This is a genomic window from Streptomyces sp. NPDC002181 (assembly GCF_042890485.1).
GTDB lineage: Bacteria > Actinomycetota > Actinomycetes > Streptomycetales > Streptomycetaceae > Streptomyces.
In genome coordinates, this window is record NZ_JBIASC010000005.1 from 375,026 (window position 1) to 401,118 (window position 26,093).

At 70.4% G+C, this 26,093-nt stretch carries 21 protein-coding genes, 1 tRNA gene and 2 pseudogenes; 14 read left to right on the forward strand and 10 right to left on the reverse strand.

Annotated elements, in window-relative coordinates; genetic code table 11:
* Positions 1 to 165: 165 nt before the first annotated feature.
* Both ACFYXV_RS16745 and ACFYXV_RS16750 read right to left on the reverse strand, forming a co-directional pair.
* Entirely contained in the window at positions 166 to 939 is a 774-nt protein-coding gene (locus ACFYXV_RS16745) for an HAD family hydrolase (protein WP_389383324.1), read from the reverse strand.
* A gap of 39 nt (positions 940 to 978) precedes the next feature.
* A pseudogene (locus ACFYXV_RS16750) lies at positions 979 to 1,520 on the reverse strand (YdcF family protein); the annotation flags it as partial.
* Here ACFYXV_RS16750 and ACFYXV_RS16755 point away from each other — a divergent pair.
* Positions 1,486 to 1,997: pseudogene (locus tag ACFYXV_RS16755) on the forward strand (tyrosine-type recombinase/integrase); the annotation flags it as partial. The pseudogenes ACFYXV_RS16750 and ACFYXV_RS16755 overlap by 35 nt on opposite strands.
* A 41-nt stretch (positions 1,998 to 2,038) precedes the next feature.
* Here ACFYXV_RS16755 and ACFYXV_RS16760 read toward each other — a convergent pair.
* Positions 2,039 to 2,112: transfer RNA gene (locus ACFYXV_RS16760), tRNA-Gly, on the reverse strand.
* A 485-nt stretch (positions 2,113 to 2,597) separates the two neighbouring features.
* On the opposite strand from ACFYXV_RS16760, the gene dcd reads away from it, so the two are divergent.
* Positions 2,598 to 3,185, forward strand: a complete 588-nt coding sequence (gene dcd / locus ACFYXV_RS16765) for a dCTP deaminase (protein ID WP_266627206.1) — start codon at positions 2,598 to 2,600, stop codon at positions 3,183 to 3,185.
* The gene (locus ACFYXV_RS16770; RefSeq protein ID WP_030152914.1) at positions 3,182 to 3,682 is read left to right on the forward strand and encodes a phosphoribosyltransferase; all 501 of its coding nucleotides are present in this window, start codon (positions 3,182 to 3,184) and stop codon (positions 3,680 to 3,682) included. Before dcd ends, ACFYXV_RS16770 begins: the two co-directional genes overlap by 4 nt.
* A 91-nt stretch (positions 3,683 to 3,773) precedes the next feature.
* Here the strand turns inward: ACFYXV_RS16770 and ACFYXV_RS16775 are convergent, their stop codons facing one another.
* On the reverse strand, positions 3,774 to 4,712 hold the full coding sequence (locus ACFYXV_RS16775) for a Yip1 family protein (protein ID WP_385466671.1): 939 nt from the start codon (positions 4,710 to 4,712) through the stop codon (positions 3,774 to 3,776).
* A gap of 305 nt (positions 4,713 to 5,017) precedes the next feature.
* Between ACFYXV_RS16775 and ACFYXV_RS16780 the strand changes: the two genes are divergently transcribed.
* On the forward strand, positions 5,018 to 5,896 hold the full coding sequence (locus tag ACFYXV_RS16780; protein ID WP_389383233.1) for a hypothetical protein: 879 nt from the start codon (positions 5,018 to 5,020) through the stop codon (positions 5,894 to 5,896).
* A gap of 142 nt (positions 5,897 to 6,038) precedes the next feature.
* Here the strand turns inward: ACFYXV_RS16780 and ACFYXV_RS16785 are convergent, their stop codons facing one another.
* Positions 6,039 to 8,606, reverse strand: coding sequence for a (Fe-S)-binding protein (locus ACFYXV_RS16785; protein ID WP_389383234.1), 2,568 nt, complete (start codon positions 8,604 to 8,606; stop codon positions 6,039 to 6,041).
* Between the two features lie 121 nt (positions 8,607 to 8,727).
* A complete protein-coding gene (locus ACFYXV_RS16790; RefSeq protein ID WP_389383236.1) occupies positions 8,728 to 9,330 on the reverse strand; it encodes a sugar transferase in 603 nt (200 codons plus the stop codon).
* A gap of 205 nt (positions 9,331 to 9,535) precedes the next feature.
* Here ACFYXV_RS16790 and dnaK point away from each other — a divergent pair, with 205 nt between their 5' ends.
* Genes dnaK through ACFYXV_RS16810 form a run of 4 tightly spaced genes read left to right on the forward strand, consistent with a single transcriptional unit; the run spans position 9,536 to position 13,736 of the window.
* Positions 9,536 to 11,383, forward strand: coding sequence for a molecular chaperone DnaK (gene dnaK / locus ACFYXV_RS16795; RefSeq protein ID WP_389383237.1), 1,848 nt, complete (start codon positions 9,536 to 9,538; stop codon positions 11,381 to 11,383).
* Entirely contained in the window at positions 11,383 to 12,054 is a 672-nt protein-coding gene (gene grpE / locus ACFYXV_RS16800) for a nucleotide exchange factor GrpE (RefSeq protein WP_389383238.1), read from the forward strand. The genes dnaK and grpE overlap by 1 nt, the downstream gene beginning before the upstream one ends.
* A gap of 39 nt (positions 12,055 to 12,093) precedes the next feature.
* Entirely contained in the window at positions 12,094 to 13,281 is a 1,188-nt protein-coding gene (gene dnaJ, locus ACFYXV_RS16805) for a molecular chaperone DnaJ (protein WP_383339247.1), read from the forward strand.
* Positions 13,282 to 13,283: 2 nt separating this feature from the next.
* Positions 13,284 to 13,736, forward strand: coding sequence for a heat shock protein transcriptional repressor HspR (locus ACFYXV_RS16810; RefSeq protein WP_383339250.1), 453 nt, complete (start codon positions 13,284 to 13,286; stop codon positions 13,734 to 13,736).
* Positions 13,737 to 13,847: 111 nt separating this feature from the next.
* Here the strand turns inward: ACFYXV_RS16810 and ACFYXV_RS16815 are convergent, their stop codons facing one another.
* Entirely contained in the window at positions 13,848 to 14,861 is a 1,014-nt protein-coding gene (locus ACFYXV_RS16815; RefSeq protein WP_383339253.1) for a helix-turn-helix transcriptional regulator, read from the reverse strand.
* A gap of 326 nt (positions 14,862 to 15,187) precedes the next feature.
* Between ACFYXV_RS16815 and ACFYXV_RS16820 the strand changes: the two genes are divergently transcribed.
* On the forward strand, positions 15,188 to 15,502 hold the full coding sequence (locus tag ACFYXV_RS16820) for a (2Fe-2S)-binding protein (protein WP_099890367.1): 315 nt from the start codon (positions 15,188 to 15,190) through the stop codon (positions 15,500 to 15,502).
* A gap of 205 nt (positions 15,503 to 15,707) precedes the next feature.
* Here the strand turns inward: ACFYXV_RS16820 and ACFYXV_RS16825 are convergent, their stop codons facing one another.
* Entirely contained in the window at positions 15,708 to 16,121 is a 414-nt protein-coding gene (locus ACFYXV_RS16825; protein WP_385467922.1) for a pyridoxamine 5'-phosphate oxidase family protein, read from the reverse strand.
* Positions 16,122 to 16,247: 126 nt separating this feature from the next.
* Between ACFYXV_RS16825 and clpB the strand changes: the two genes are divergently transcribed.
* Complete coding sequence (gene clpB, locus ACFYXV_RS16830) at positions 16,248 to 18,848, forward strand: ATP-dependent chaperone ClpB (RefSeq protein ID WP_389383240.1); 2,601 nt, start codon at positions 16,248 to 16,250, stop codon at positions 18,846 to 18,848.
* 147 nt (positions 18,849 to 18,995) lie between these two features.
* Positions 18,996 to 19,538, forward strand: coding sequence for a YbjN domain-containing protein (locus ACFYXV_RS16835; RefSeq protein ID WP_385467916.1), 543 nt, complete (start codon positions 18,996 to 18,998; stop codon positions 19,536 to 19,538).
* Between the two features lie 10 nt (positions 19,539 to 19,548).
* Here ACFYXV_RS16835 and ACFYXV_RS16840 read toward each other — a convergent pair whose 3' ends face one another.
* Together ACFYXV_RS16840 and ACFYXV_RS16845 are read right to left on the reverse strand one after the other, a co-directional pair.
* Positions 19,549 to 20,697 carry a hypothetical protein gene (locus ACFYXV_RS16840; protein WP_385835856.1) on the reverse strand — a complete coding sequence of 383 codons (1,149 nt, stop codon included), beginning with the start codon at positions 20,695 to 20,697 and terminating at the stop codon, positions 19,549 to 19,551.
* 171 nt (positions 20,698 to 20,868) lie between these two features.
* Complete coding sequence (locus ACFYXV_RS16845; RefSeq protein WP_389383241.1) at positions 20,869 to 22,059, reverse strand: pyridoxal phosphate-dependent aminotransferase; 1,191 nt, start codon at positions 22,057 to 22,059, stop codon at positions 20,869 to 20,871.
* A 617-nt stretch (positions 22,060 to 22,676) separates the two neighbouring features.
* On the opposite strand from ACFYXV_RS16845, the gene ACFYXV_RS16850 reads away from it, so the two are divergent.
* The 3 genes from ACFYXV_RS16850 (at position 22,677) to ACFYXV_RS16860 (ending at position 26,076) form a co-directional block, all read left to right on the forward strand.
* On the forward strand, positions 22,677 to 23,219 hold the full coding sequence (locus ACFYXV_RS16850; RefSeq protein ID WP_383339276.1) for a DUF2617 family protein: 543 nt from the start codon (positions 22,677 to 22,679) through the stop codon (positions 23,217 to 23,219).
* 139 nt (positions 23,220 to 23,358) lie between these two features.
* Positions 23,359 to 24,999: a polyamine aminopropyltransferase gene (locus ACFYXV_RS16855; protein WP_389383242.1), complete on the forward strand. Its 1,641-nt coding sequence runs from the start codon at positions 23,359 to 23,361 to the stop codon at positions 24,997 to 24,999.
* A gap of 132 nt (positions 25,000 to 25,131) precedes the next feature.
* A complete protein-coding gene (locus ACFYXV_RS16860; protein ID WP_389383243.1) occupies positions 25,132 to 26,076 on the forward strand; it encodes an SRPBCC family protein in 945 nt (314 codons plus the stop codon).
* Positions 26,077 to 26,093 lie beyond the last annotated feature (17 nt).

Sequence of the window (26,093 nt, forward strand, 5' to 3'; positions counted from 1 at the left end):
CCTATCCCGCCTGTAGGGGCGGGCGTCGGCGTAGCGGGGGCGGAGCGGGCCGCAGGCAGGAGCGTCGCCCCGAGCGGAGACGGGAAGCCCGCCCGGCGGAGCGGAGCGCAGCCGGGTGCTTGATGAGGTGGAGAAACCTGTAACAGGTCCCCTGCTGATCCTCGGCTACGCCGTGGTGAGTGCGTCGGCGATGGCCTGCATGTCATCCGTTACGGCATCGGCTCCCGCGTCCGCGAACAGAGCGGCCTTGTGGGGCTTGTTGGCGTAGCCGATGACCGTCATACCGGCTGCCCGAGCGGCCTGGATGTCTGTGAGCGAGTCACCGATCAGCGTGCAGACCGTGACGGGGATGGACGTCAGGTCGGCCGCCGTGATGAGAGGGTGCGGGTTCGGCTTCATCAGGTGGGGCTGCCCGGAGGATCGGCCGACGATCCCCATCACGTACCCACCCAGACCATGCGCCTCCACGAAGTGTTCGATGCACTCGGCGGAGTTGTTGCTCACCACCAACACGATCCGCCCGGACGACCGCGCCGCACGGAGGGCTTCCACCGCTCCCGGAGTCGGAGGCCCGGCCACGGCGACCGCCTCGACCTCTGCCTTCGTCAGCGCACGTTCCACCTCCTGGCCGATCCCGGCATCCGCTTCCTGAGCGATGCGCAAGACCTCGATCGGATCGTCCGTCTCGGCGGCCTTGGCGCCCGCGGCCGGGTCCCGGGCGGAGAGTAAGGCGGTGAGCTGCTCGGCGACCCTGGGCGCGGGCAACCCGGCGAACACGTTGCACATGGGGCCGTCGAAGTCGAAGAGGACTACGCTCGCGGTCGAGAGAACCCATGAGAGTCGGTCATCGTGCGTCAAGGTCGGAGTCCTTCCGATGGTCTGCGCGTCGCTCTCGAACCGTATGCCTCGCTGTGCCCAGGTGTACTCCCCGGTCGTCACCGGTGTGCCTGGCTCCGAGCCTGGCCGGCCACCGTCCAGCAGGAGTCGGCTCGTGAAGCCCCGTCGACGCAGTCGCTCGTACGCCTCGGTCACGTCGTCCGGTACCGGCTGGCTGATCATCAAGCCCTGCGCCGGGTAGATCAGTAGGCGCTGCAACGCCCCGACCAACATGTCGATCACCAGGCGGGCATCACCGATGGAATCGACGTACTCCTCCAGCGTCATCGGGCTGGAAGCGCTGACGATCTCCACCTCGGGCCACAGCTTCCGCGCCGTGGCGTACGCGCGCCGCTCCTCGTACGGCTTGCTGATGAGGAGCACGGGGAGGACACGTCGATGCCGGCCTCCTCAAGCAGCTGCCGGGAGAAGCGGATGTTCTCGCCCGTGTTCCGGGCTCGCGGCTCCACCAGTACGGCCGAGCCGGGGACGCCGAGTTCGAGCGCCCGCTCCCGGTAGTGCACGGCTTCGCCGCGGGGCATCCGCTCTCGCGTCGTCGGGCTGGTGGCTCCGCTGAACACGAGCAAGGGGGCCCTTGCGAGCTGCGGTGTCTGGGTGCGTCGCGCCGAGCCGGAGCTCAACACCGGTCGGCGGGCGCCCGGTGAGACCAAGAGCGAGGCAGGAAAGCGGTTCATCGTTCTGCCCCGCTTCACGGCCGGTGATCTCAAGACGCACATGTACCTGTACGCCGAGCAGAAGCCGGACGGGCTGCTCTTCGTGGAGGAGCGTGGTGCACCGTTCCGGCGTACGACGTTCGGTCGGAAGTGGAAGAAGGCGCGTAAGGCGGCAGGACTGCCGGAGACGTTCACGTTCTACGACCTTCGTCACACCGGGCACACCCTCTCGACGCAGTCGGGGGCCACGTTGAAGGACACGATGGTCCGCGCCGGCCAGTCCTCGGAGAAGGCGGCGATGATCTACCAGCACTCCAACCTGGAGCGTCAGCGGGAGGTCGCTCGGGGATCGATGCCCGGGTGCGTGCCATGAGGGGAAAGGCCGACGAATTCGCATCTGGCACGGATCTGGCACGGATCTGGCACGGGAGGGATAGAGAGGTCTAGGCAACACAAAAGCCCCGGGTCGCTGACCTGGGGCTTTGCTTTGGAGCGGATGACGGGAATCGAACCCGCGCTATAAGCTTGGGAAGCTCATGTTCTACCATTAAACTACATCCGCATAACGTTCCAGTTGCCTGGAGCGGTATCTTTGGACACTCTACCCCATGATCGACCCCCGGTGAATCGGCCGCGGGGTCGTCGTCGTGTGTGGGGTGCATCGACAGTCGTGGGAGCGGGAGTTGGGGCGTAACGTACCCGTGCGTCGCGGTGCTCGGGCGGTCTTGGAGTGGCGGCTGGAGCGGGTCGCGATCATCCCCTAATGTGGCGATTCGTCGCAGTACGGCAGGTTGGGGAAAGGGACTCGATGGAGAACACCGTCGTCCGTTGTGCCGAAGGGCACGTTTTCAGTACCGCTTCGTTTCCGCTGCAGCACCTCGGTGCCGGCCGGATCGGGCCCGGGCGGCTGCTGCGGTGCCCGCGGTGTGCGCGGCTGAGGCACGCCGTGCCCGTCGGGGCGACGGCCGTCAAGCGATAGCGGTCCGCGGGGCGCGCGGCGCCGCTCTCGATTGGGGGTGGCCCGTGCGCACTGCGTATCCTCGGGACGTGCTTCTCTCAGACAAAGACATCCGGGCCGAGATCGACAGCGGACGGGTTCGCATCGACCCGTTCGAGGAATCGATGGTGCAGCCCTCCAGCATCGATGTACGTCTCGACCGCTTCTTCCGGGTGTTCGAGAACCACCGCTACGCCCACATCGACCCCGCCGTCGAGCAGCCCGACCTGACCCGCATGGTCGAGCCGGAGGGCGACGAGGCTTTCATCCTCCACCCCGGTGAGTTCGTGCTCGCCTCGACCTACGAGGTCATCTCGCTGCCCGAGGACATCGCCTCCAGACTGGAGGGGAAGTCCAGCCTGGGCCGCCTGGGGCTGGTGACGCATTCGACCGCCGGGTTCATCGACCCCGGTTTCTCGGGGCACGTGACGCTCGAACTGTCGAACCTCGCCACCCTCCCCATCAAGCTGTGGCCCGGGATGAAGATCGGGCAGCTGTGCATGTTCCGGCTCAGCTCGCCCGCCGAGTTCCCGTACGGGAGCGAGCGGTACGGATCGCGGTACCAGGGCCAGCGCGGCCCCACGGCCTCGCGCTCCTTCCAGAACTTCCACCGCACCCAGGTGAGGCACGAGGCATGAGCGACGTCGTACGAGAGAACCTGAACTACGAGGGATTCGGGCGGGCGGTGCGCGAGCTCGCGCAGACCATCGCCGATGACGGCTACGAGCCCGACATCATCCTCAGCATCGCCCGGGGCGGCGTCTTCGTCGCCGGCGGTCTGGCGTACGCGCTCGACTGCAAGAACATCCACCTGGTGAACGTCGAGTTCTACACGGGTGTCGGGACCACGCTGGAGATGCCGGTCATGCTGGCGCCCGTGCCCGAGGCGATCGACTTCACCGACAAGAAGGTCCTCATCGCCGATGACGTGGCCGACACCGGCAAGACGCTGAAGCTCGTCCACGACTTCTGCCTGGGCCACGTCGCCGAGGTCCGGTCCGCAGTGATCTACGAGAAGTCGCACTCGCTCGTGAAGTGCGAGTACGTGTGGAAGAAGACCGACGAGTGGATCAACTTCCCGTGGTCGGTCGAGCCGCCCGTCGTGAAGCGTGAGGGTCAGGTCCTCGACGCCTGACCAGGCGGAAGCGCCCGATGAGTGAGGGCCCCGGCGTCTTGTGCGCCGGGGTCCTCCTCGTCGTTCGTCGTTCGTCGCGGGCGCGCGGGCCCTACAGCGTGCCCAGCTTGATGATCGACAGCAGTGCGACGAGCTGGATCGCGGACGCGCCCAGCGCCTTCTGCCACGGCAGGTCGTGCGACTTGCTGACGAGCGAGGTGAACAGGGCACCGGCCGCCACCCAGGTGGCCCAGCCCAGCACCTGTACGAACATGTTGTCCCCGCCCAGGAACACGGCGAAGAGCAGGCGCGGGGCGTCCGTGATGGACATGACCAGCATCGACAGGCCCACGGTCGGCTGCCACGCGCCGTCGCCGCCCAGCTGGCGGGCCAGGGTGTGCGTGACCGCGCCCAGGATCATGCCGCAGATGACGAAGGCCACACCGGCGCTGAGGACGATCGGGACGGCGTTGGCGAGGGTGGCCTTCATGACGTCCTCGCGGGCGTCGTCGAGGCCGAAGACCGCGAGGAGGCCGTACAGGAAGGTCACGATGAGCGCGGGGCCCCAGACGGCGTAGTCGCGCATCTGCAGGAACGTCGGCCCCGGCCGCATCACGATGCCGCGCAGGAGCTCCTTCCACGGCAGCCGCGGGCCCGCCGGCGCGGCCGCAGCGGCGCCCGCGTGGTAGGTCGCGCCCTGGCTGTACGGGTCCTCGCCGTACGCGAAGACCTGGGTGTGCCCCGGGTTGTCGTTCGCGTACGAGCCGCCGCCGCGGCCGCCCTGGCCGCCCTGGTCGTACGGGGGTTGCTGCCGGCCGTACGACTGGCCGTGCTGCTGTCCGTACGGCTGCTGCTCGTGCGGGTCGAAGTACTCGGGCTCGCCGTGGTCTCCGGCGGCGGGCTGCTGAGGCCACTGCTGCTGGGGAGGGTAGGGCTGTTGGCCGTACGGCGCCTGCGGCGGTTGCTGCTGCTGTCCGTACGGCTGCTGCCGCGGGGGTTGTTGGGGAGCGCGGTTGTTGTCCCGGCCGCGTCCGATCCTGAATCCAGCCACGTGATCGAACGTACCTGGTCCCGGAGGTCGTGGTGGGCGGGCTGCCGGAATAGAGGCCCTTTGCGGCTGAGCTGTGACATCCCCTAGGGGATCCCTATTGGGTGGGTTTGGGTGGTTTACCTGGTTGGTGGGGAGTCTGCTGGGGTTCGTTACGTTGTCGACGGATTACGTAGATATCAGCTCCGTAGCTTCGGGTGTGTCGCCTCCGGGGCGTACGTCACGAATTACGAGCCACGAGCCACGAGCCACGAGCCACGAGCCACGAGCCACGAGCCACGAGCCATGAGTACGAGAAGAGCCTCCATATGCGCAGCACCCGTCGTACCACCCTTCGTACCGCCGCCGTCTTCGCGGGCACGGCCGCCGTACTGGCCCTCCCGGCCGGATCCGCGTTCGCGGACTCGCCGACCGGGCCGGAGCGGGAGGTTCTGCCGGGGGTCGAGCAGCCGGTCGAGGAGGAGCCGGTGAAGGAGCGGCCCGTGGGGGAGGAGAAGCCCGTCACGCAGCCGGCCGTTGATCCGGGCGTGCCGCAGGCCAAGCGGGCGTTCGTGACCACGGTCAAGCTCGCGGACGGCTCGATCGCCAAGGTCTACAAGATCGGCGACACCCGTTTCGAGGCCGAGATCTTCTCCAGGGCGACGAAGCTGGACACGCTGGTCAGCAAGGGCGGCAGCCCGGCGTACGGGCAGAACAACGGGATGCACGTCGTACTGCGGCCGAACGGGACCGTGACCTCGTGGGTGGAGGGCGAGCAGAAGCCGAAGCCGCGGCCCAAGCAGCTGGTGAAGCCCGTCGAGAAGCCGAAGCACGAGGTCAAGAGGGGGACCTCGGTCCGGATCACCATGCCGGACGGGCGGATCGCGAAGCTGATCGACGGGCCGAAGGGCAAGCGGGTCGAGATCTCCATGCCGAACGGGAACCTGCTCGGGACGATCGACCGGAAGCACCCCCGTGCGCAGAACGACGGCTGGACGTACCGGATCGTCCAGGACGGCAAGCGCGCGAAGTTCGTCGTCATCGACGGGAGGGGCGGCGGGAGCAGCTGGGTGTACGGGTTCGACGGCAGGCTGATCGAGAAGTACGCGGCCGAGCGCTCGGAGGCCTCGAAGGCCGGCAAGCCGTCCGGGACGCCGACGGTGGGATGGCTGCCGCAGGGGCGGCGGGGCTGGACTTCGCCCTGCTGAAGCGGGGGCGCGCCGACCAGTCCTGACCGGTGGGCGGGCCGGGGGTGGGCTTCGGCGCCGGATCCCCGAAACGCCGGTACGGCCGGCCCCCTGAGCAGGGGCCGGCCGTACCGGCGTTTCGTTGTGGACGGGCGGTCCGGGCCTAAGCCTTGGCCTCCGGCTTGGCCTCGGGTTCGGCGTCCGCCGCAGCCTCGGGCTCGGCCTTTGCCTCGGCCTCGGTGGCCGGCTCGGCCTCGGTCGCGGCCGTGGTGGCCGCCTCCGCGTCCGCTTCGGCCTTGGACTCGGCCTCTGCTGCGGCTTCCGCCTCGGCCTTCGCCTTGGCTTCTGCCTCCGCCTTCGCCTTCGCCGCAGCCTCTGCCTCTGCCTTCGCCTTGGCTTCCGCCTCGGCCTTCGCCTTCGCCTCGGCCTCGGCTTCCGCCTTCGCCGCCGCGGCCTCCGCCTCGGCGGCCGCCGCCTGCTCCGCCGCCAGGGCCTCCGCCGCCAGTTCGGCCTCCGTCGGGGCCGGGGCCTTCACCGACTCCAGGAGGAGCTGGGCCACGTCCACGACCTGGACGGATTCCTTCGCCTGGCCGTCGTTCTTCTTGCCGTTCACCGAGTCCGTCAGCATGACCAGGCAGAACGGGCAGGCCGTCGAGACGATGTCCGGGTTCAGGGACAGCGCCTCGTCCACGCGCTCGTTGTTGATGCGCTTGCCGATGCGCTCTTCCATCCACATCCGCGCGCCACCGGCGCCACAGCAGAAGCCCCGCTCCTTGTGGCGGTGCATCTCCTGCTGCCGCAGCCCCGGCACGGCCGACATGATCTCGCGCGGCGGCGTGTAGACCTTGTTGTGCCGGCCCAGGTAGCACGGGTCGTGGTACGTGATCAGCCCGTCCACCGGGGTCACCGGCAGCAGCCGGCCCTCGTCGATCAGGTGCTGGAGCAGCTGCGTGTGGTGGATGACCTCGTACTCGCCGCCCAGCTGCGGGTACTCGTTCGCGATGGTGTTGAAGCAGTGCGGACACGTCGAGACGATCCGCTTCGCCGACTTCGGCTTCTTCGTCTCCGGGTCGTCGTCGTCCTCGCCGAACGCCATGTTCAGCATCGCCACGTTCTCCTGGGCGAGCTGCTGGAACAGCGGCTCGTTGCCCAGGCGGCGCGGGGAGTCACCGGTGCACTTCTCGTCGCCGCCCATGATCGCGAACTTGACGCCCGCGATGTTCAGCAGCTCGGCGAAGGCCTTCGTCGTCTTCTTCGCGCGGTCTTCCAGCGCGCCCGCGCAGCCGACCCAGTACAGGTAGTCGTACTCCGAGAGGTCCTCGGCGTCCTTGCCGACGATCGGGACCTCGAAGTCGACCTCCTTGGTCCACTCCACGCGCTGCTTCTTGGCCAGACCCCAGGGGTTGCCCTTCTTCTCCAGGTTCTTGAGCATCGTGCCCGCCTCCGACGGGAACGCGCTCTCGATCATCACCTGGTAGCGGCGCATGTCGACGATGTGGTCGATGTGCTCGATGTCGACCGGGCACTGCTCGACGCACGCACCGCAGGTCGTGCAGGACCACAGCACGTCCGGGTCGATGACGCCGTTCTCCTCGGCGGTGCCGATCAGCGGGCGCTCGGCCTCCGCCAGCGCCGCCGCGGGAACGTCCTTGAGCTGCTCCGCGGTCGCCTTCTCCTCGCCCTCCATGGTCTTGCCGCCACCCGCGAGCAGGTACGGCGCCTTGGCGTGGGCGTGGTCGCGCAGCGACATGATCAGGAGCTTCGGGGACAGCGGCTTGCCCGTGTTCCACGCCGGGCACTGCGACTGGCAGCGGCCGCACTCCGTGCACGTGGAGAAGTCGAGGATGCCCTTCCAGGAGAACTGCTCGACCTGGGAGACGCCGAAGACGTCGTCCTCGCCCGGCTCCTCGAAGTCGATCTCCTTGCCGCCGCTCGTCATCGGCTGCAGGGCGCCCAGGGCCGTCGAACCGTCGGCGTTCCGCTTGAACCAGATGTTCGGGAAGCCGAGGAAGCGGTGCCAGGCGACACCCATGTTGGTGTTGAGCGAGACCGTGATCATCCAGGTGAAGGAGGTGACGATCTTGAGTGCGGCGAAGAAGTACGTCAGGTACTGGATCGTGCTCAGGTCCAGCCCGTCGAACGCGGCGATCAGCGGGTACGAGGCGAAGAAGCCCGGCTCCCAGCCGTCGACGCCGTGCTGGACGCCCTCCAGCGCGCGCAGCGTCATGATGCAGACGCCGACGATCAGGATGACGGCCTCGACGAAGTACGCCTGGCCCGTCTTGGAACCCGCGAAGCGGGACTTGCGGCCCGCCGCGCCCGGCCGGCTCAGCTGCCGGATCACGATCAGGGTCACGATGCCGAGGACGGTCATCAGGCCGAGGAACTCGGTGAAGATCTCGTACGGCAGCCAGTCGCCGATGATCGGGATCAGCCAGTCGGCCTGGAAGAGCTGGCCGAAGGCGTTCACGATCGTCAGCAGCAGCGAGAAGAAGCCCACCGCCACGAACCAGTGCGCGAAGCCGACGATGCCCCAGCGGTTCATGCGGGTGTGGCCGAGGAACTCCTTGACCAGGGTGATGGTGCGCTGCGTCGGATCGCCCGTGCGGGTGCCCGCGGGCACTGGCTGGCCGAGCCGCACGAAGCGGTAGATCTGCACGGTGGCACGGCCGAACAGCGCGACGGCCACCACCGTGATGACCAGCGACACGATGATCGCGGCGAGTTGCATGGAAGGGCTCCTCGGGCGGCACTTACTAAGCGGTAACTTATGAAGTCAAGGGTTGAGGTTACCCATTCCCCGCGCCGCAATGTAGGTGGGCGAGCGGTGATCTGTGTCGCTCAGGCATGCCTCAGGAGCGCCTGTGCCGACAGGCCGCCCGAGGGGTCTGAGCCAGGATCGCGAGATCCATCCCCAGCCAATGGCTCTCCACATAGTGCCGGTCCAGCAGCGCCATCTCTTCCCAGGGGAGGTCGGATCGCGCGCTGACCTGCCACAAACCGGTCATTCCTGGGCGTACGAGAAGCCTGTCGGCCCGGTTCGTACGCGGCTCCGGACGCGGCCCGACCAGCGACATCTCTCCGCGCAGCACGTTCAGCAGCTGCGGCACCCCGTCCAGGGCGCACCGTTCCAGGGCCGCCCCCAGCCGCCCCGCCGCGTCCGTGCGCAGCCGCCAGGTGAGGAAGGGCCGCCCCGCGAGCCCGGCCGCCGGCTCCCGTACGAGGACCCGCCCGCCCTGGGTCGCGTACAGCAGGGCCGCGACGATCGCCAGCGGCAGCGCGAGCAGCGCGGCCAGCGCGGTCGCCCCGAGGAGGTCGACCACCCGCTTGGCCGACAGGCCCGAGAGGTCCGGCAGGCCCGGAAGGCCCGCCCGGCGCGCCGGGGGGCGCGGGCCTGCGGGGGGCCGTCGTACGAGGTGCCGGATCGGGGGGAGCGTGAGCGTCGGCAGCGGCATGGGGGCACCCTGCCCTGCGCCTCCGGCGGCCGCCGGGTGCCGCGCAGCGCCCGGGCCCAGCATCCCCCGCTCGGCCCTCCGGGGCTGGCCGTGAGTGTAAGACCGGGATAAAAGTTGAGTCGCCCACACTCACCTCTGTTGACGTCCGCTCGGTGATGGGGCATGGTTGAGTCTGTTCCACTCAAGTCAGCTGGAGGAAATCAAAATGGCACGTGCGGTCGGCATCGACCTGGGCACCACTAACTCCGTCGTCAGCGTTCTCGAAGGCGGCGAGCCCACCGTCATCACCAACGCCGAGGGCGCCAGGACCACGCCGTCCGTCGTCGCCTTCGCCAAGAACGGCGAGGTCCTCGTCGGCGAGGTCGCCAAGCGCCAGGCGGTCACGAACGTGGACCGCACCATCCGCTCGGTCAAGCGCCACATGGGCACTGACTGGAAGATCAACCTGGATGGCAAGGACTTCAACCCGCAGCAGATGAGCGCCTTCATCCTGCAGAAGCTGAAGCGCGACGCCGAGGCGTACCTGGGTGAGAAGGTCACGGACGCGGTCATCACCGTCCCGGCCTACTTCAACGACTCCGAGCGCCAGGCGACGAAGGAGGCCGGCGAGATCGCGGGCCTGAACGTCCTGCGTATTGTCAACGAGCCGACCGCCGCCGCCCTGGCCTACGGCCTCGACAAGGACGACCAGACCATTCTCGTCTTCGACCTCGGTGGCGGCACCTTCGACGTGTCGCTCCTGGAGATCGGCGACGGCGTCGTCGAGGTCAAGGCCACCAACGGTGACAACCACCTCGGTGGTGACGACTGGGACCAGCGCGTCGTCGACTACCTGGTGAAGCAGTTCGCCAACGGCCACGGCGTGGACCTCTCCAAGGACAAGATGGCGCTCCAGCGCCTGCGCGAGGCCGCCGAGAAGGCGAAGATCGAGCTGTCCTCCTCCACGGAGACCACGATCAACCTGCCCTACATCACGGCTTCCGCCGAGGGCCCGCTGCACCTGGACGAGAAGCTCACGCGCGCCCAGTTCCAGCAGCTGACCGCGGACCTGCTGGACCGCTGCAAGACCCCGTTCCACAACGTCATCAAGGACGCCGGCATCCAGCTGTCCGAGATCGACCACGTGGTCCTGGTCGGCGGCTCCACCCGCATGCCGGCCGTCGCCGAGCTCGTCAAGGAGCTGACCGGCGGTCAGGACGCGAACAAGGGCGTCAACCCGGACGAGGTCGTCGCCATCGGCGCCACCCTCCAGGCCGGTGTCCTCAAGGGTGAGGTCAAGGACGTCCTGCTCCTCGACGTGACCCCGCTGTCCCTCGGCATCGAGACCAAGGGCGGCATCATGACCAAGCTCATCGAGCGCAACACCACGATCCCGACCAAGCGGTCCGAGATCTTCACGACGGCCGAGGACAACCAGCCGTCCGTGCAGATCCAGGTCTACCAGGGTGAGCGCGAGATCGCGGCGTACAACAAGAAGCTCGGCATGTTCGAGCTGACCGGCCTGCCGCCGGCCCCGCGTGGCGTCCCGCAGATCGAGGTCTCCTTCGACATCGACGCGAACGGCATCATGCACGTCACGGCCAAGGACCTTGGCACGGGCAAGGAGCAGAAGATGACCGTCACCGGCGGCTCCTCGCTCGGCAAGGACGAGGTCGACCGCATGCGCCAGGAGGCGGAGCAGTACGCGGACGAGGACCTGCGCCGCAAGGAGGCGGCCGAGTCCCGCAACCAGGGCGAGCAGCTCGTCTACCAGACGGAGAAGTTCGTCAAGGACAACGAGGACAAGGTCCCGGCCGAGGTCAAGACCGAGGTCGAGGCCGCCGTCGCCGAGCTGAAGGAAAAGCTCAAGGGCGAGGACACCGCCGAGATCCGCACCGCGACCGAGAAGCTCGCCGCGGTCAGCCAGAAGCTGGGCCAGGCCATCTACGCCGACGCACAGGCCGCCGGTGCAGCCACCGGTGACGCGGGCCAGGCCGGAGCCGCGGACGCCGCCGACGACGTCGTCGACGCCGAGATCGTGGACGAGGACAAGCCGAAGGGCGGCGCTGCCTGATGTCGGAGGAGACCCCGGGTTTCGAGGAGAAGCCCGAAGTCCCCACCGGCGCCACGGCTGACGACGCCGCCGAGCCGAAGGCCGCAGCTTCCTCCGAGGAGGAGGCCGCGGCCCCGGCCGGGGACTCCGGAGCAAAGTCCGCTCAGGACACGGCTCTCCTGGCGCAGCTGGACCAGGCCCGTACCGCGCTCGGCGAGCGCACCGCGGACCTCCAGCGGCTCCAGGCGGAGTACCAGAACTACCGCCGCCGGGTCGAGCGGGACCGCATCGCCGTCAAGGAGATCGCGGTCGCGTCCCTCCTGACGGAGCTGCTCCCGACCCTGGACGACATCGGCCGGGCGCGGGACCATGGCGAGCTGGTCGGCGGCTTCAAGTCGGTGGCCGAATCGCTGGAGACCGCCGCGGCCAAGATGGGGCTGCAGCAGTTCGGCAAGGAGGGCGAGCCCTTCGACCCGACGATCCACGAGGCCCTGATGCACTCGTACGCGCCGGACGTCACCGAGGACACCTGCGTGGCGATCCTGCAGCCGGGGTACCGGATCGGCGAGCGTACGATCCGCCCCGCGCGGGTCGCGGTGGCCGAGCCCCAGCCGGGCGCGGCCACCAAGTCCGAGTCGGCCGAGGCCGACGCGCCTTCGGACGAGGACACGGATGCCCCCGACAAGGGCTGATGTTGCACCAGTAGCGGTACGAGAGGAGGGACACCGGGGATGAGCACGAAGGACTTCGTCGAGAAGGACTACTACAAGGTCCTCGGTGTCCCGAAGGACGCCACCGAGGCCGAGATCAAGAAGGCGTACCGGAAGCTCGCGCGCGAGTTCCACCCGGACGCCAACAAGGGCGACGCCTCGGCCGAGGAGCGCTTCAAGGAGATCTCCGAGGCGAACGACATCCTCGGTGACGCCAAGAAGCGCAAGGAGTACGACGAGGCCCGCGCCCTGTTCGGGAACGGCGGCTTCCGCCCCGGTCCCGGCGGGGGCGGCGGCTCGTTCAACTTCGACCTGGGCGACCTGTTCGGCGGCAACCAGCAGGGTGGCGGCGCGGGCGCCGGCGGCTTCGGCGGCGGCGGCCTGGGCGATGTGTTCGGCGGACTGTTCAACCGCGGCGGCGCCGGCCCCGGCACGCGCGTCCAACCGCGCCGCGGCCAGGACATCGAATCGGAGGTCACCCTCTCCTTCACGGAGGCGGTGGACGGGGCCACGGTCCCGCTCCGGATGTCCTCCCAGGCGCCCTGCAAGGCCTGTTCGGGCACCGGCGACAAGAACGGCACGCCGCGCGTGTGCCCGACCTGCGTCGGCACCGGCCAGGTCTCCCGGGGCAGCGGCGGCGGCTTCTCGCTGACCGACCCCTGCGCCGACTGCAAGGGCCGCGGCCTGATCGCGGAGACCCCCTGTGACGTCTGCAAGGGCAGCGGGCGGGCCAAGTCCTCCCGCACCATGCAGGTCCGCATCCCGCCGGGCGTCTCCGACAGCCAGCGGATCCGGCTGCGCGGCAAGGGCGCTCCGGGCGAGCGCGGCGGCCCCGCCGGCGACCTGTACGTGGTCGTCCACGTCGGCACCCACCCGGTGTTCGGCCGCAAGGACGACAACCTGACGGTCACCGTCCCGGTGACGATCGCCGAGGCCGCCCTGGGCGCCGACATCAAGGTCCCGACCCTGAACGGCCCCTCGGTGACGCTGAAGCTGCCGCCGGGCACCCCCAGCGGCCGCACGATGCGGGCCCGCGGCAAGGGAGCGGTCCGCAAGGACGGCACCCGCGGGGACCTGCTGGTGACGGTCGAGGTCGCGGTGCCGGCCGAGCTGTCGGACAAGGCCCGCGAGGCGCTGGAGATGTACCGCGACGCGACGGAGTCGGAGGACCCGCGCGCCGTGCTGTTCGAGTCCGCGAAGGGAGCATGATCATGGACGGCCGCCGCAGGAGCCACTACCAGCTCAACGACGACACTCCTGTCTACGTCATCTCGGTGGCCGCCCAGCTCTCGGGCCTGCATCCGCAGACCCTGCGCCAGTACGACCGGCTCGGCCTGGTCTCCCCGGACCGGACGGCCGGCCGCGGCCGTCGCTACTCGGCCCGCGACATCGAACTGCTCCGCACGGTGCAGGCGCTGTCCCAGGACGAGGGCATCAACCTGGCCGGGATCAAGCGGATCATCGAGCTGGAGAACCAGGTCGCGGCGCTCCAGCAGCGCGTGGCCGAGCTCTCGGCGGCGGTGGACGGCGCTGCGGCCGTGCTCCAGCAGCGCGAGGCCCAGGTGCACGCCTCGTACCGGCGGGATCTGGTCAAGTACCAGCCGCCGGTGCCGGGCAACGCACTGGTCGTCTGGCGCCCCGCGCCGAAGCGCCAGGGCGACTGACGCCGCCCTCGCCCGCGTGCACAGGCCCCGTCCGGGATTCCGGGCGGGGCCCGCTCGTTCCAGGGGTGTCGTCGAAGTCCCTTCTGGTCGAAGCCGCTTTGACGACACCCCCTAGTCGCCCTCGTCCTCCAGGATCCCCGAGCGGGCGATGAGGAAGCCCAGCTGGGCCCTGCTGCCGCTGCCGAGGGTGCTGGCCAGCTTCGCGATGTGCGCGCGGCAGGTCCGTACGTTCATGCCCAGACGGCGGGCGATGGCCTCGTCCACGTGCCCCTCGATGAGGAGCTGCGCGATGGTGCGCTGCACGCCCGAGATCCCGCCGCGGGTGTGCTGGTAGGTCACTTCCTCCTGGAGCGGCACGGCGCGGTGCCAGAGCTGCTCGAACACCTTGATGAGGTAGTCCACCAGTCCGGGGTGGCGCAGCTCCAGGGCGACTTGGCGGTCGTCGCTGGCCGGGATGAACGCGACGGTCCGGTCGAAGATGATGAGGCGCTCGAAGAGCTCCTCCAGCGTGCGCACCTCCACCTTGCCGGCCTTGAGGAGGTCGACGTACGCGAGCGTGCCGCGGCTGTGCCGGACGGTGTGTTGGTAGAGGGTCCGGATCCGGACACCGCGGTCGGTCAGCGGCTGGTCGCGCTCCAGGGCCTCGGTCAGCTCCAGGCTGGGGCGGGCGCCGCCGGGCTGGATGGTGAGCATCTCGGTGTGGCACTCGGCCGTGGCGAGGTTGAGGGCGGCGTTGATGGGGTCGAAGCCTTCGAGGACCGTGATGGCGTGGGTGCTCGCCGGATTCTGCGCGCTGATGGCCAGAAATGGTTCGAACGCTTCGGACAGTTCGAGCGAATCGCGCCGTCTGTCGCGGATCTCGCGTTCGATCGGATGCAGCCGCTGTGCGAGTGCCACCGCCGGTGGAACCGGACGGAGGGAATTTGCGTCATCAGGATCTGGCTGCAACAACGCCAGATCGAGCAGGCAAGGCGCCGTTTTGACGTCCCCACGTGCGATACGTCCCGTGCGCAGTGCGCTCGTGTAGAGCCGTGCCCCCTCGCCGCACAGCTCGGTGACCGAGTGGGGATGTGTCGCTTTTGTGCTGTTTGTGGTCAAATCTCCACCCCCCAGGGTCCTGAACATGCAAGAACATGATGCATCGTCCCTGTGGCAGCGACGTGCCTGAATGAGCCATCGTCTGACAGGCGGGGGAGAGGATTTCATCAAGTGAGGACGAAGCCGACCATGAACAAGAGAATGCTTCGCTCGGCGCTTGCCACCGTCATCTTCTCGGCTGTGGCCGGTCTGGGACTTGCCGGGGTCACCCTGGGGGGCGCTGAAGGGGGTGCCGCAGGCCTCCAGGCGGCGCCGCTGGAGGACAGCGGATGGCGCGCGGCACCGTTGGACAGCGGATGGCGCTCGGCCCCCGCGGACGCCGATGCCGGCGCCCTTGGCGTGGAGAGCGCGGCATGACCCCCGACGACCGCGGTTTCCGTCGCGAAATGGCCTCTGCCTACCGCTCCGGCTGGCAGTTCATCGACCTCGCCACCGCCATCCCCCACATAGGCGATTCGCTGATGGTCACCCTGTTCGGACAGCCCATTGTCATCACGCGCGAGGAGGACGAGGACGTCCGGGCGTACCGGTGCCTGCGCCGCCCCCGCGGCGCGCCGCAGCCCGTCCGCTGCGAGGTGCGCTACGGAATGGTCTTCGTCAACCTTGATCAGCGCGACCACCAGCTCTTCGAACCCGACATCACCACCGCCACCCCCCGCAGTGCCTGAAGCGATTCCCCCGTCGTTGCAGATCGCTCCAGGTGCTTCCCCCACACAACGGCGCCATCGTGGACCTGACCACGATGGCGCCGTTGTGATGTCCGCGTCCAGTGCTTGAACCGGACAAAGGTGAAAGCTGAACCGTTCCGCCGGTTCGATCCCGGGGCCGCCGGTTCGGGCACGGTCCCGCGGGTTCGGGCACGGTCCCGCCGGTTCAGGCCCGGCCCATCGCCCGGTCCAGGGTGATCTCCAGGACGACCCGGTCCGGATTGGGCGAGGGCGTCCGCCCGTACCGCTCCGCGTAGCGCGCCACCGCCTCGGCGACCGAGGCCTCGTCCGTGCGGATCACCGCGTGCCCCTCCAGGGTGGCCCAGCGGCGCCCCGCCATCTGGCAGACCGCGACCCGGGCCGGCCCCGCCTGCGTCCCCTGCGCCGCCAGCACGTTGCGGATCTTCTTGCTGTTCTTGCTGCTGATCACCCGGGCCAGGCCGGCCTCCGGGTCGTACGTGACGCCCACCGGCACCACGTGCGGGGTCCCGTCGGGGCGCGGGGTGGTCAGGGTGCAGACGTGCCGCTCCCGCCAGAAGGCGAGGTACTCGGGCGTCGGGTTGAGTACGTCAAGAGCCATGGCCCGAGGGTACGGGAGGGCGCCGATTCCGCCCTTGAGTGGAATAGACTCAACTTTGCGGACGCTGCCATACTCAAAGAGCGGGACCACCCCTGTGTCCGACCTGTCTGAGAGGAGAAGTCGCACGTGGATGCCGAGCTGACCAACAAGAGCCGGGACGCCCTGAACGCGGCCACGAGCCGTGCCGTGAAGGACGGCCACGCGGATCTGACCCCGGCGCACCTGCTGCTGGCCCTGCTGGCCGGCGAGGAGAACGAGAACATCACCGACCTCCTCGCGGCCACCGAGGCCGACCAGGCGGCGGTCCGCGGCGGCGCCGAGCGGCTGCTGGCCGCCCTGCCCAGCGTCACGGGCTCCACGGTCGCGCCCCCGCAGCCCACCCGCGAGCTGCTCGCCGTACTCGCCGAGGCCGACCAGGAGGCCGGCAAGCTCGGCGACGAGTACCTCTCCACCGAACACCTCCTCATCGCGATCGCCGCCAAGGGCGGCGCGGCCGGTGAGGTCCTTTCCACCCAGGGCGCGACGGCGAAGAAGCTGCTGGAGGCCTTCGAGAACGCACGAGGAGGACGGCGGGTGACCACCCCCGACCCCGAGGGCCAGTACAAGGCCCTCGAAAAGTTCGGCACCGACTTCACGGCGGCGGCCCGCGAGGGCAAGCTCGACCCGGTCATCGGCCGCGACCAGGAGATCCGGCGCGTCGTCCAGGTCCTGTCGCGCCGTACGAAGAACAACCCGGTGCTGATCGGCGAGCCCGGCGTCGGCAAGACGGCCGTCGTCGAGGGACTCGCGCAGCGCATCGTCAAGGGCGACGTCCCCGAGTCCCTGAAGAACAAGCGGCTGGTCTCCCTGGACCTGGGCGCGATGGTCGCCGGGGCCAAGTACCGCGGCGAGTTCGAGGAGCGCCTGAAGACGGTCCTCGCGGAGATCAAGTCCAGCGACGGCCAGATCATCACCTTCATCGACGAGCTGCACACCGTCGTCGGCGCGGGTACCGGCGGGGACTCCTCGATGGACGCGGGCAACATGCTCAAGCCCATGCTGGCCCGCGGCGAGCTGCGCATGGTCGGCGCGACCACGCTCGACGAGTACCGCGAGCGCATCGAGAAGGACCCGGCGCTGGAGCGGCGCTTCCAGCAGGTGCTGGTCGCCGAGCCGTCCGTCGAGGACACCATCGCGATCCTGCGCGGGCTCAAGGGCCGCTACGAGGCCCACCACAAGGTCGTCATCAACGACAGCGCGCTGGTGGCCGCGGCCACCCTCTCCGACCGCTACATCACCTCCCGCTTCCTGCCCGACAAGGCCATCGACCTGGTCGACGAGGCCGCGTCCCGCCTGCGCATGGAGATCGACTCCTCGCCGCTGGAGATCGACGAGCTGCAGCGCTCGGTCGACCGCCTGCGCATGGAGGAGCTGGCGCTGAGGAACGAATCCGACCCGGCCTCGATCGAACGCCTGGAGAAGATCCGCAAGGACCTCGCCGACAAGGAGGAGGAGCTGCGGGGCCTGACCGCCCGCTGGGAGAAGGAGAAGCAGTCCCTCAACCGCGTCGGCGAGCTCAAGGAGCGACTGGACGACCTGCGCGGGCAGGCGGAGCGCGCCCAGCGCGACGGGGACTTCGACACCGCCTCGAAGCTGCTCTACGGGGAGATCCCGACCCTGGAGCGCGAGCTGGCGGAGGCCACCGAGGAGGAGGAAGAGGCCTCCAAGACGGGCGGCTCCAAGAACACCATGGTCAAGGACGAGGTCGGCCCCGACGACATCGCGGACGTGGTGGGCGCCTGGACCGGCATCCCGGCCGGCCGCCTCCTCGAAGGCGAGACCCAGAAGCTGCTCCGCATGGAGGACGAGCTGGGCCGCCGCCTGATCGGCCAGAGCGAGGCCGTACGGGCCGTCTCGGACGCCGTACGCCGCACCCGGGCCGGCATCGCGGACCCTGACCGCCCGACCGGCTCCTTCCTCTTCCTGGGCCCGACGGGCGTCGGCAAGACGGAGCTGGCCAAGGCCCTCGCGGACTTCCTCTTCGACGACGAGCGGGCCATGGTCCGCATCGACATGTCGGAGTACGGCGAGAAGCACTCCGTGGCCCGCCTGGTCGGCGCCCCTCCCGGCTACGTGGGCTACGAGGAGGGCGGCCAGCTGACCGAGGCCGTCCGCCGCCGCCCGTACTCCGTGGTGCTCCTGGACGAGGTGGAGAAGGCCCATCCCGAGGTCTTCGACATCCTGCTCCAGGTCCTGGACGACGGACGCCTCACGGACGGCCAGGGCCGCACCGTGGACTTCCGCAACACGATCCTGATCCTCACCTCGAACCTCGGCAGCCAGTTCCTGATGGACCCGGCGGCGTCGGAGGAGGAGAAGAAGGCCAGGGTCCTGGAGGTGGTCCGCGCGAACTTCAAGCCGGAGTTCCTCAACCGCCTGGACGACCTGGTGGTCTTCTCCGCGCTCAGCGCGCCGGAGCTGGCGCGGATCGCCGAGCTCCAGATCGGCGGCCTCGCCAAGCGCCTGGCGGAGCGCCGCCTGACCCTGGACGTCACCCCCGAGGCCCTGGCCTGGCTGGCGGACAAGGGCAACGACCCGGCGTACGGCGCCCGGCCGCTGCGCCGCCTGATCCAGACGGCGATCGGCGACCGCCTGGCCAAGGAGATCCTCGCCGGCGAGGTCCGCGACGGAGACACCGTCCGGGTGGACGTGGCGGGTGAGGACCTGATCGTGGGCAAGGCCATGTAGCCGGGGCCCGGCCCCCGGCCCCCGCGCCCCGGTCCCCCTTATCGGTGGCTTACTCCTGTCCGCCCTGCGCGGATCGCACGTGCGGGGGTGGACAGGGGGTGGGAGCCATGGGGGAGGATGACAACATCCGCACGAAGGGAAAACACGGTGAGCATCGACCCGGCCTCGATTCCGAACTTCGGAGGGCAGCAGCCCGATCCGCAGGCCACAGGACCGGCGGGCCCCGTCGTCCCCGACCAGGATCTGGTCAAGCAGCTGCTGGAGCAGATGGAGCTCAAGTACGTCGTCGACGACGAGGGTGACCTCGCGGCGCCGTGGGAGGAGTTCCGGACGTACTTCATGTTCCGCGGCGAGGAGGAGCAGCAGGTCTTCTCGGTGCGGACCTTCTACGACCGTCCGCACGCGATCGAGGACAAGCCCGCGCTCCTTGAGTCGATCGACGACTGGAACCGCCGGACCCTGTGGCCGAAGGTCTACAGCCACACGCACGACGACGGCTCCGTCCGCCTGATCGGCGAGGCGCAGATGCTGATCGGCACCGGCGTCAGCCTGGAGCACTTCGTCTCGTCCACGGTCAGCTGGGTCCGCGCCTCCATCGAGTTCGACAAGTGGCTCGTGGAGCAGCTCGGCCTGGAGAAGGAGATCGACTCCACCGACGGCGACGGTGGCGACAAGGACGGCGACGAGTAGTCGCCCCCGGTCACAGCGGTACGCGGGCGACCAGCAACAGGTACAGCCCGTAGCCGTACGAGAGCCCGGCCAGCCCCGCGGTCACCATGACCGCGGAGCGCGGCCGGGCTCGCGCCATTGCGGCCGCGACCGGCAGCAGCAGCGGGAACGCGGGCAGCAGGAAGCGCGGCTTCGATTCGAAGTAGCCGGCCCCGCCGTAGGTGATCAGCAGCAGGACGGCGGTGTACACGAGCAGCGCCGGCGGCATCCGGTCCAGCAGCAGGAGCACCGCCAGGAACCCGGCGGCGGCCAGGACCGCCACGGTGACGACGGTGGCGACCGGTACGTGCCCGCCGGTCAGCACCCGCCAGATGCTGTCCGTCGTGTACGAGCCGAAGTCGAAGCGGGAGCCCCAGCGCCGCTGCACGGTGAAGTACCCGGCCGCCTCCCCCGTGCGCATCCCGACGGCGAGGACGTACGCGGCCCAGCCCGCCGGGGCCAGCAGCGCCGCCGCCCACACCTCGGGCGCGCGGGACCTGCGGACGAGCAGCGCGTGCAGAGCGACGGCGGACACGGCGGCGGCGACGGCGATGCCGGTCGGCCGGGTCAGCCCGGCGAGTACCGCCAGGCCCGCGGCCCACAGCCAGCGCCGGCGCAGTACGGCGTACAGGGCCCAGGCCCCCAGCGCGGCCAGCAGCGGCTCGGTGTAGGCGAGGGTCAGCACCACGGCGTGCGGGGTCGCGGCCCACAGTGCCACCAGCAGCACCCCGGCGCGGCGCCCGAGCACCAGCTCCCCGACCCGGTACACGCCGACCGCGGCCACCGCGGCGGCGGTCCACGCCACCAGCAGCCCGGCCCAGGGGGTGCCTCCGGCCGCCCGCACGAGCAGCGGGTACAGCGGGAAGAAGGCGTAGTCGCTCTGGATGAGCCCGGTCGAGGCCCACATCTGGGTGCGGCCGTAGCCGTGCACGGCGAGGCCGAGGTACCAGACGGAGTCCCAGGAGTACCCGAGCACCCGCACGGGGCTCCGCCCGGCCCACCACGCCCCGGCGGCGAGCACCACCGCCCCGCCGGCCCGGACGGCGGTGAACACCCCGAGGGCGACGAGGGCCGCGGGCACCCGGGCGGTCCGGAGTGCCTGCGGCCGCACGGAAACCGACACACTGCCCGTCGCCGCCATGAACCCCGTCTTTCCCGCGCCGCGCGTGGACGCCCGACGCGTCCGCCCGTCCGGACGAGGAGGGCCTCGGGCACCCTAAAGCTCACCGGGTGCCGGAGGGTGTGAATCCCCCCGGAACCTCCGGTGAACTCGCGGCCGTCGGGCGCCCGGCTTCCGACGGGCGGGCCCGCCTCAGAGCCGGCGCAGCCGCTCGGCGGCCTCTTCGAGCACCTCGGACTTCTTGCAGAACGCCCAGCGGACCTGGGTGGCGCCCGCGGCCCGGTCGTCGTAGAAGACCTGGTTGGGGATGGCGACGACCCCGCAGCGCTCGGGGAGGGCGCGGCAGAAGGCGAGCCCGTCCTTTTCGCCGAGCGGGGTGATGTCCGTGGTGATGAAGTACGTGCCCTGCGGGCGGAAGACCTCGAAGCCCGCCGCCGCGAGGCCGTCGGCGAGGATGTCCCGTTTGGCGGCGAGGTCGGCGCGGAAGCCCTCGTAGTAGCCGTCGGGCAGCCGCAGGGCCTCCGCGATGGCGTACTGGAAGGGGCCCGAGGAGACGTACGTCAGGAACTGCTTCGCGGAACGGACCGCCGAGACGAGCTCGGGCGGGGCGGTGATCCAGCCGACCTTCCAGCCCGTGAACGAGAAGGTCTTCCCGCTGCTGGAGATCGTCACCGTGCGCTCGCGCATGCCGGGCAGGGAGGCCAGCGGGAGGTGCGTGCCCTCGAAGACGAGGTGCTCGTAGACCTCGTCGGTGACGACGAGCAGGTTCCGCTCGACCGCCAGTTCCGCGACCGCCGCGAGCTCGGCCGGGGTCAGGACGGTGCCCGTCGGGTTGTGCGGGGTGTTCAGCAGGAGCAGGCGGGTGCGCGGGGTGACGGCGGCGCGCAGCTCGTCGAGGTCGAGGGTGAACGCGCCGGCGTGCGGGCGCAGGGTGACCGGGACGCGGGTGGCGCCGGCCATCGCGATGCAGGCCGCGTACGAGTCGTAGTAAGGCTCCAGGGCGATGACCTCGTCGCCCGGTTCGAGCAGGGCCAGGAGGCTGGCGGCGATGGCCTCCGTCGCGCCCGCGGTGACGAGGACCTCAGTGTCCGGGTCGTACGCGAGCCCGTAGAACCGCTGCTGGTGCCCGGCGATCGCGGTGCGCAGCTCCGGGATGCCGGGGCCCGGCGGGTACTGGTTGCCCAGGCCCGTCAGGACGGCGCGGGAGGCGGCTTCGGCGATCTCGGCGGGGCCGTCCGTGTCGGGGAAACCCTGGCCGAGGTTGATCGACCCGGTGCGGGCGGCCAGGGCGGACATCTCCGCGAAGATCGTGGTGCCGAAGGAGGCCAGGCGGCGGTTGAGGAGGGGGCGGCTGCCGCCCACGGGTGCGCTCATGGGCGCCATCCTGGGGGGAACCTCTGGACTTGCTCAAGTGTGCTTTGGCCCGGCCGGCCCGGGGGCATCTCCCCTTCACACCCGGGAAACCGGGCGACGAACGGGGGTTGGGCTCATGTCTGTCATCGGTTGGGTTTTCGCCGTGCTGGTCGTCGTGTTGTTCGTGGCACTGGTCCGGAAGGTGGTCCGTGCGTGGACCGGTGCCGATTCCGGCTCGGGGTCCGGCTCGGGTTCCGGATCCTCGTGGTGGGCCGGCGGGGGCGATTCCTCCGGTGGGTGCGGGAGCAGCGGCTCCTCCTGCGGCTCTTCCTCGTCCTGCGGCGGATCCTCGTCCTCCTGCGGCGGCGGAGGCTGCGGTTCCAGCTGACCCGGGGCGGGTGTCGGTATGCGTGTGGGGCGCATGGGGTTGAACACGTGAACTGAGTAGCCCCCGGGGGGATGTAAACCCAATCAAGTTGGGTAAAAACGCTGTGAGTGCCGTGCCTTTCATGATTCCCTCGGTTGAGTAGACCAGTCCTCGGACCTCCCTGGACTTCCTGTGGACCCGTGCCGGTGTCCCCCCACCCGTTGACTACCGCTGGCGGGCGACCCGGCTCATCTCCCTCGCGCGTTTGCGGAGCCGACTCATGCTCACGACCCTCCAGACCACCTACACCGACACGCGTGCCGCCGATCTGGCCTGGGCCCTGGGTCGTGACCGACTGCCCGCCCTGGCCGTACTGAACCTCGAACTGGCGGGCGCGAAGCTGGAGTTGCGCCTCCTGGGCGCCTCGCACCAGGTGCTCCTGGAGGAGGGCGGGGTGCTCTGTTCGGAGACGGTCGCCTGTATGCCCGGCAGCCGTACGCCGCTGCCGCTCGGGGTGGCCAAGCGGATGGGCGACTGGGACTACGAGTTCGCCGCGCGGGTGGAGAACCTGTCGCAGGGCTCCTTCGCGGGGCGGGCCCAGGAGCTGCTCGCGCTGGTCGCGGATCACCCGAACGGATTGGCCGGAACCTTTCCCGGCAGCCCGTACGCCTTCACCGCCATGCTGGCGCAGCGCCACGAGGGCCAGGTGCGCTGGCGGACCTGGCACGCGTACCCGCAGGAAGGCCAGTTGGTGGCCACTCGTACGAGGGTCGGCGTGCGCATGGGCGCACCGGCCGGAGCCCTGGAGTCCGCCGCGCGGTAGTGCGGGGCCGGGCCCGGCTTTCCGGGGCGCGGGCGCCGGGAGCGTACCCGCGCGGTTACGCCAACCGGCTGGAACCGCGCGTCACTTGCACCCATGTGGGTGACGGAATGCGAGTGTGCGGTGACGTACGGTTCGCTGCATGATCGACCGTTCCGTCCCGCGCCGGGTGCTCCGGGCTCCGGAGCCGCGGGGCGCGGCGACCCTCCCGGCCGCCCTGCCCGTACGGCCCCGGACCGGCCGGCTCCTCGTCCTGGCCACCGTGTTCGTCTGCGCCGCCTGCGGCCTCGTGTACGAGCTGGAGCTGCTCGCCCTGGGCTCCTACCTCATCGGCGACTCCGTCACGCAGGCGTCCGTCGTGCTGTCCGTCATGGTCTTCGCGATGGGCGTCGGCTCCCTGCTGGCCAAACGGCTGCGCAGACGGCCCGCCTTCGGATTCGCCGCCATCGAGGCGGGCCTCGCGCTGCTGGGCGGGCTCTCCGCGATGGCGCTGTACGCGAGCTTCGCCTGGCTCGGCGAGTCGCGGCCCGCGCTCGTGGCCTTCTCCTTCGCGATCGGCGTGCTCATCGGGGCCGAGATCCCCCTGCTGATGGTCCTCATCCAGCGCATCCGCAGACAGGACGCCGGCGGCGCCGTCGCCGACCTGTTCGCCGCCGACTACGTGGGCGCCCTCGTCGGCGGGCTGGCCTTTCCCTTCCTCCTGCTGCCGCTGCTCGGCCAGCTGACCGGCGCGATGCTGACCGGCACCGTCAACGCGGTCGTCGGCGCGGGCCTGGTCCTGTGGCTGTTCCGCCGCGACCTGAGCCGCCGCTCGCGCTGGCTGCTGATCGCCACGCACCTCACCGTGCTCGCCGTCCTCGCCTGCGCGACCGTCCTCGCCGACGACTTCGAGCGGGTGGCCCGCCGCGCCGTCTACGGCGGCGAGGTCCGCGTCGCCCGGCAGACCGGCGTGCAGGAGCTCGTCCTGACCGGCCCCGCCACCGGATCCCCGCGCTCCCTCGACCTGTTCCTGGACGGCCGGCTGCGGGTCAGCGGCTACGACGAGTACCGCTACCACGAGGCCCTCGTGCACCCCGCGATGACGGGCCCGCACGCCCGGGTCCTGGTCCTCGGCGGCGGCGACGGGCTCGCCGCCCGCGAGGTGCTGCGCTACCGGGACGTCACCTCCGTGACCGTCGTCGAGCTCGACCCCGGCGTGGTCCGGCTCGCCCGCACCGACCCGATGCTGTCCGCGCTCAACGCCCGGGCGTACGAGGATCCGCGCCTCGGGGTCGTCACGCAGGACGCGTTCCACTGGCTGCGGGGGCCCGCCGCCCGGGAGCGGTACGACGTCATCGTCTCCGACCTGCCCGACCCGGGCATCACCCCGAGCACGAAGCTGTACTCGCAGGAGTTCTACGGGCTCGCCGCACGGGCCCTGCGGCCCGGCGGGCGCCTCGCCGTCCACGCGGGACCGCTGGTCACGCGCCCGCGTACCTACTGGACGGTCGAAGCCACCCTGCGCGCGGCCGGCCTGCGCACCGCGCCCTACAGCGCGGGCGGCCGGCTCTCCGGCTTCGCCGCCGGCCCCGACCGCGCGCCCGGCACCTCCAACGCGCCGCCGCAGGACTGGGGCTTCGTCCTGGCCGGCCGGGAGCGGGTTCCCGAGCTGCGTGTGGACCGGGACGCGCCGTGGCCGCGCTCGCTGTCCACGCAGTCCCTGCACGACGCCGCGCGCGACGCGGAGCGGACCCGGGTGGCGGGCCTTCCGCCGTCGACGCTCCCGCATCCGAGGTACTCGTAAGCCCGAGGCATTCGCAAGCCCGAGGCATTCGCAAGCCCGGGCGATTCGCGAGCCCGGGTGATTCGCGCGCACCGGCCATTCGTGAGTGCCGGACCGGGTACGGAGGGGCCTCATCTCGGTAGGCTCGACCACATGGAGCATCAGGTGTTCGTTCCGGTACCGGCAGACAACCTCCGCGCCGTGCTGCGCGACCCCGCCCTGGTGGCCCGCTGCGTACCCGGGCTCCAGCAGGACGCCGACGCGGCGTCCGGGCCCGTGTCGGGCCGCCTCAAACTCCGGGTCGGCGGGCACACCGTCACCTACCGCGGGGCCCTGACCGTCACCGAGCGGGATCCGGACCGGTTCACGGTAGCCGGAGAGGGCACGGAGATCCGCGGCAGCGGCGCCGTCAAGCTGGTCCTCGGGCTGCTGCTGACCCCGGCCGCCGGAGGGACGCGGCTGGAGTTCACCGCCGAGGGCACCGCCGACGGGCGCGCCGCCGCCTTCCCGCCGGAGGCCACCGCCACCGCCGTCCGCCGGCTCCTGGAGAGGGCCGCCGAGCAGCTCGCGGCGCTGGCCGCCGCCGGAGCGGAGGAGCAGGAGGAGCCGGTGACCGACGTCATCGCCGAGGCGGAAGAAGCGGAAGAAGCCAAGGAGGCCAAGGAGGCCAAGGGGGCCAAGGGGGCCGGGACCGCCGGGGACGGGGGCCCGGACGGGGAGGACGGCGGTGTCACCGATGAGGTCACGGCGTCCGTCTTCGACACCGAGGTGCCGCCCCCGTCCTTGGAGCCCTTCATGGACGGGGACTTCGAGGGCCTCCCGGAGCTCGACCGGATCGGGGACATCGGCGACATCGGGGACGTCGACGAGTTCGCCGCCGCCGCGCAGCCGCCCGCCGAGGCCGCCCATGCCCGCCGCACCATGATCGGCCGCAGCGCCGAGGAGGTCGACCACGCGCCCCCGCGCGGCCGCTACGCCCCGGTGCCGGCCCCCACCTCTTCCGGCGCCGGCGCGAGCCTGCGCTGGATCGCCCCGGCCGCCGCCCTCGCGCTGGCCTCGGCGGTCGTCGTCGGCAGAGCCCTGCGCCGCCGCCGCTGACCCGTGGTTAGAGTCAG

Coding starts and splice junctions, on each gene's coding strand:
- ACFYXV_RS16770 (WP_030152914.1), top strand. CDS start 3,182: ATGAGCGACGTCGTACGAGAGAACCTGAACTACGAGGGATTCGGGCGG.
- ACFYXV_RS16780 (WP_389383233.1), top strand. CDS start 5,018: ATGCGCAGCACCCGTCGTACCACCCTTCGTACCGCCGCCGTCTTCGCG.
- ACFYXV_RS16785 (WP_389383234.1), bottom strand. CDS start 8,606: ATGCAACTCGCCGCGATCATCGTGTCGCTGGTCATCACGGTGGTGGCC.
- ACFYXV_RS16790 (WP_389383236.1), bottom strand. CDS start 9,330: ATGCCGCTGCCGACGCTCACGCTCCCCCCGATCCGGCACCTCGTACGA.
- dnaK (WP_389383237.1), top strand. CDS start 9,536: ATGGCACGTGCGGTCGGCATCGACCTGGGCACCACTAACTCCGTCGTC.
- grpE (WP_389383238.1), top strand. CDS start 11,383: ATGTCGGAGGAGACCCCGGGTTTCGAGGAGAAGCCCGAAGTCCCCACC.
- dnaJ (WP_383339247.1), top strand. CDS start 12,094: ATGAGCACGAAGGACTTCGTCGAGAAGGACTACTACAAGGTCCTCGGT.
- ACFYXV_RS16810 (WP_383339250.1), top strand. CDS start 13,284: ATGGACGGCCGCCGCAGGAGCCACTACCAGCTCAACGACGACACTCCT.
- ACFYXV_RS16815 (WP_383339253.1), bottom strand. CDS start 14,861: ATGTTCAGGACCCTGGGGGGTGGAGATTTGACCACAAACAGCACAAAA.
- ACFYXV_RS16820 (WP_099890367.1), top strand. CDS start 15,188: ATGACCCCCGACGACCGCGGTTTCCGTCGCGAAATGGCCTCTGCCTAC.
- ACFYXV_RS16825 (WP_385467922.1), bottom strand. CDS start 16,121: ATGGCTCTTGACGTACTCAACCCGACGCCCGAGTACCTCGCCTTCTGG.
- ACFYXV_RS16840 (WP_385835856.1), bottom strand. CDS start 20,697: ATGGCGGCGACGGGCAGTGTGTCGGTTTCCGTGCGGCCGCAGGCACTC.
- ACFYXV_RS16845 (WP_389383241.1), bottom strand. CDS start 22,059: ATGGCGCCCATGAGCGCACCCGTGGGCGGCAGCCGCCCCCTCCTCAAC.
- ACFYXV_RS16850 (WP_383339276.1), top strand. CDS start 22,677: ATGCTCACGACCCTCCAGACCACCTACACCGACACGCGTGCCGCCGAT.
- ACFYXV_RS16855 (WP_389383242.1), top strand. CDS start 23,359: ATGATCGACCGTTCCGTCCCGCGCCGGGTGCTCCGGGCTCCGGAGCCG.
- ACFYXV_RS16860 (WP_389383243.1), top strand. CDS start 25,132: ATGGAGCATCAGGTGTTCGTTCCGGTACCGGCAGACAACCTCCGCGCC.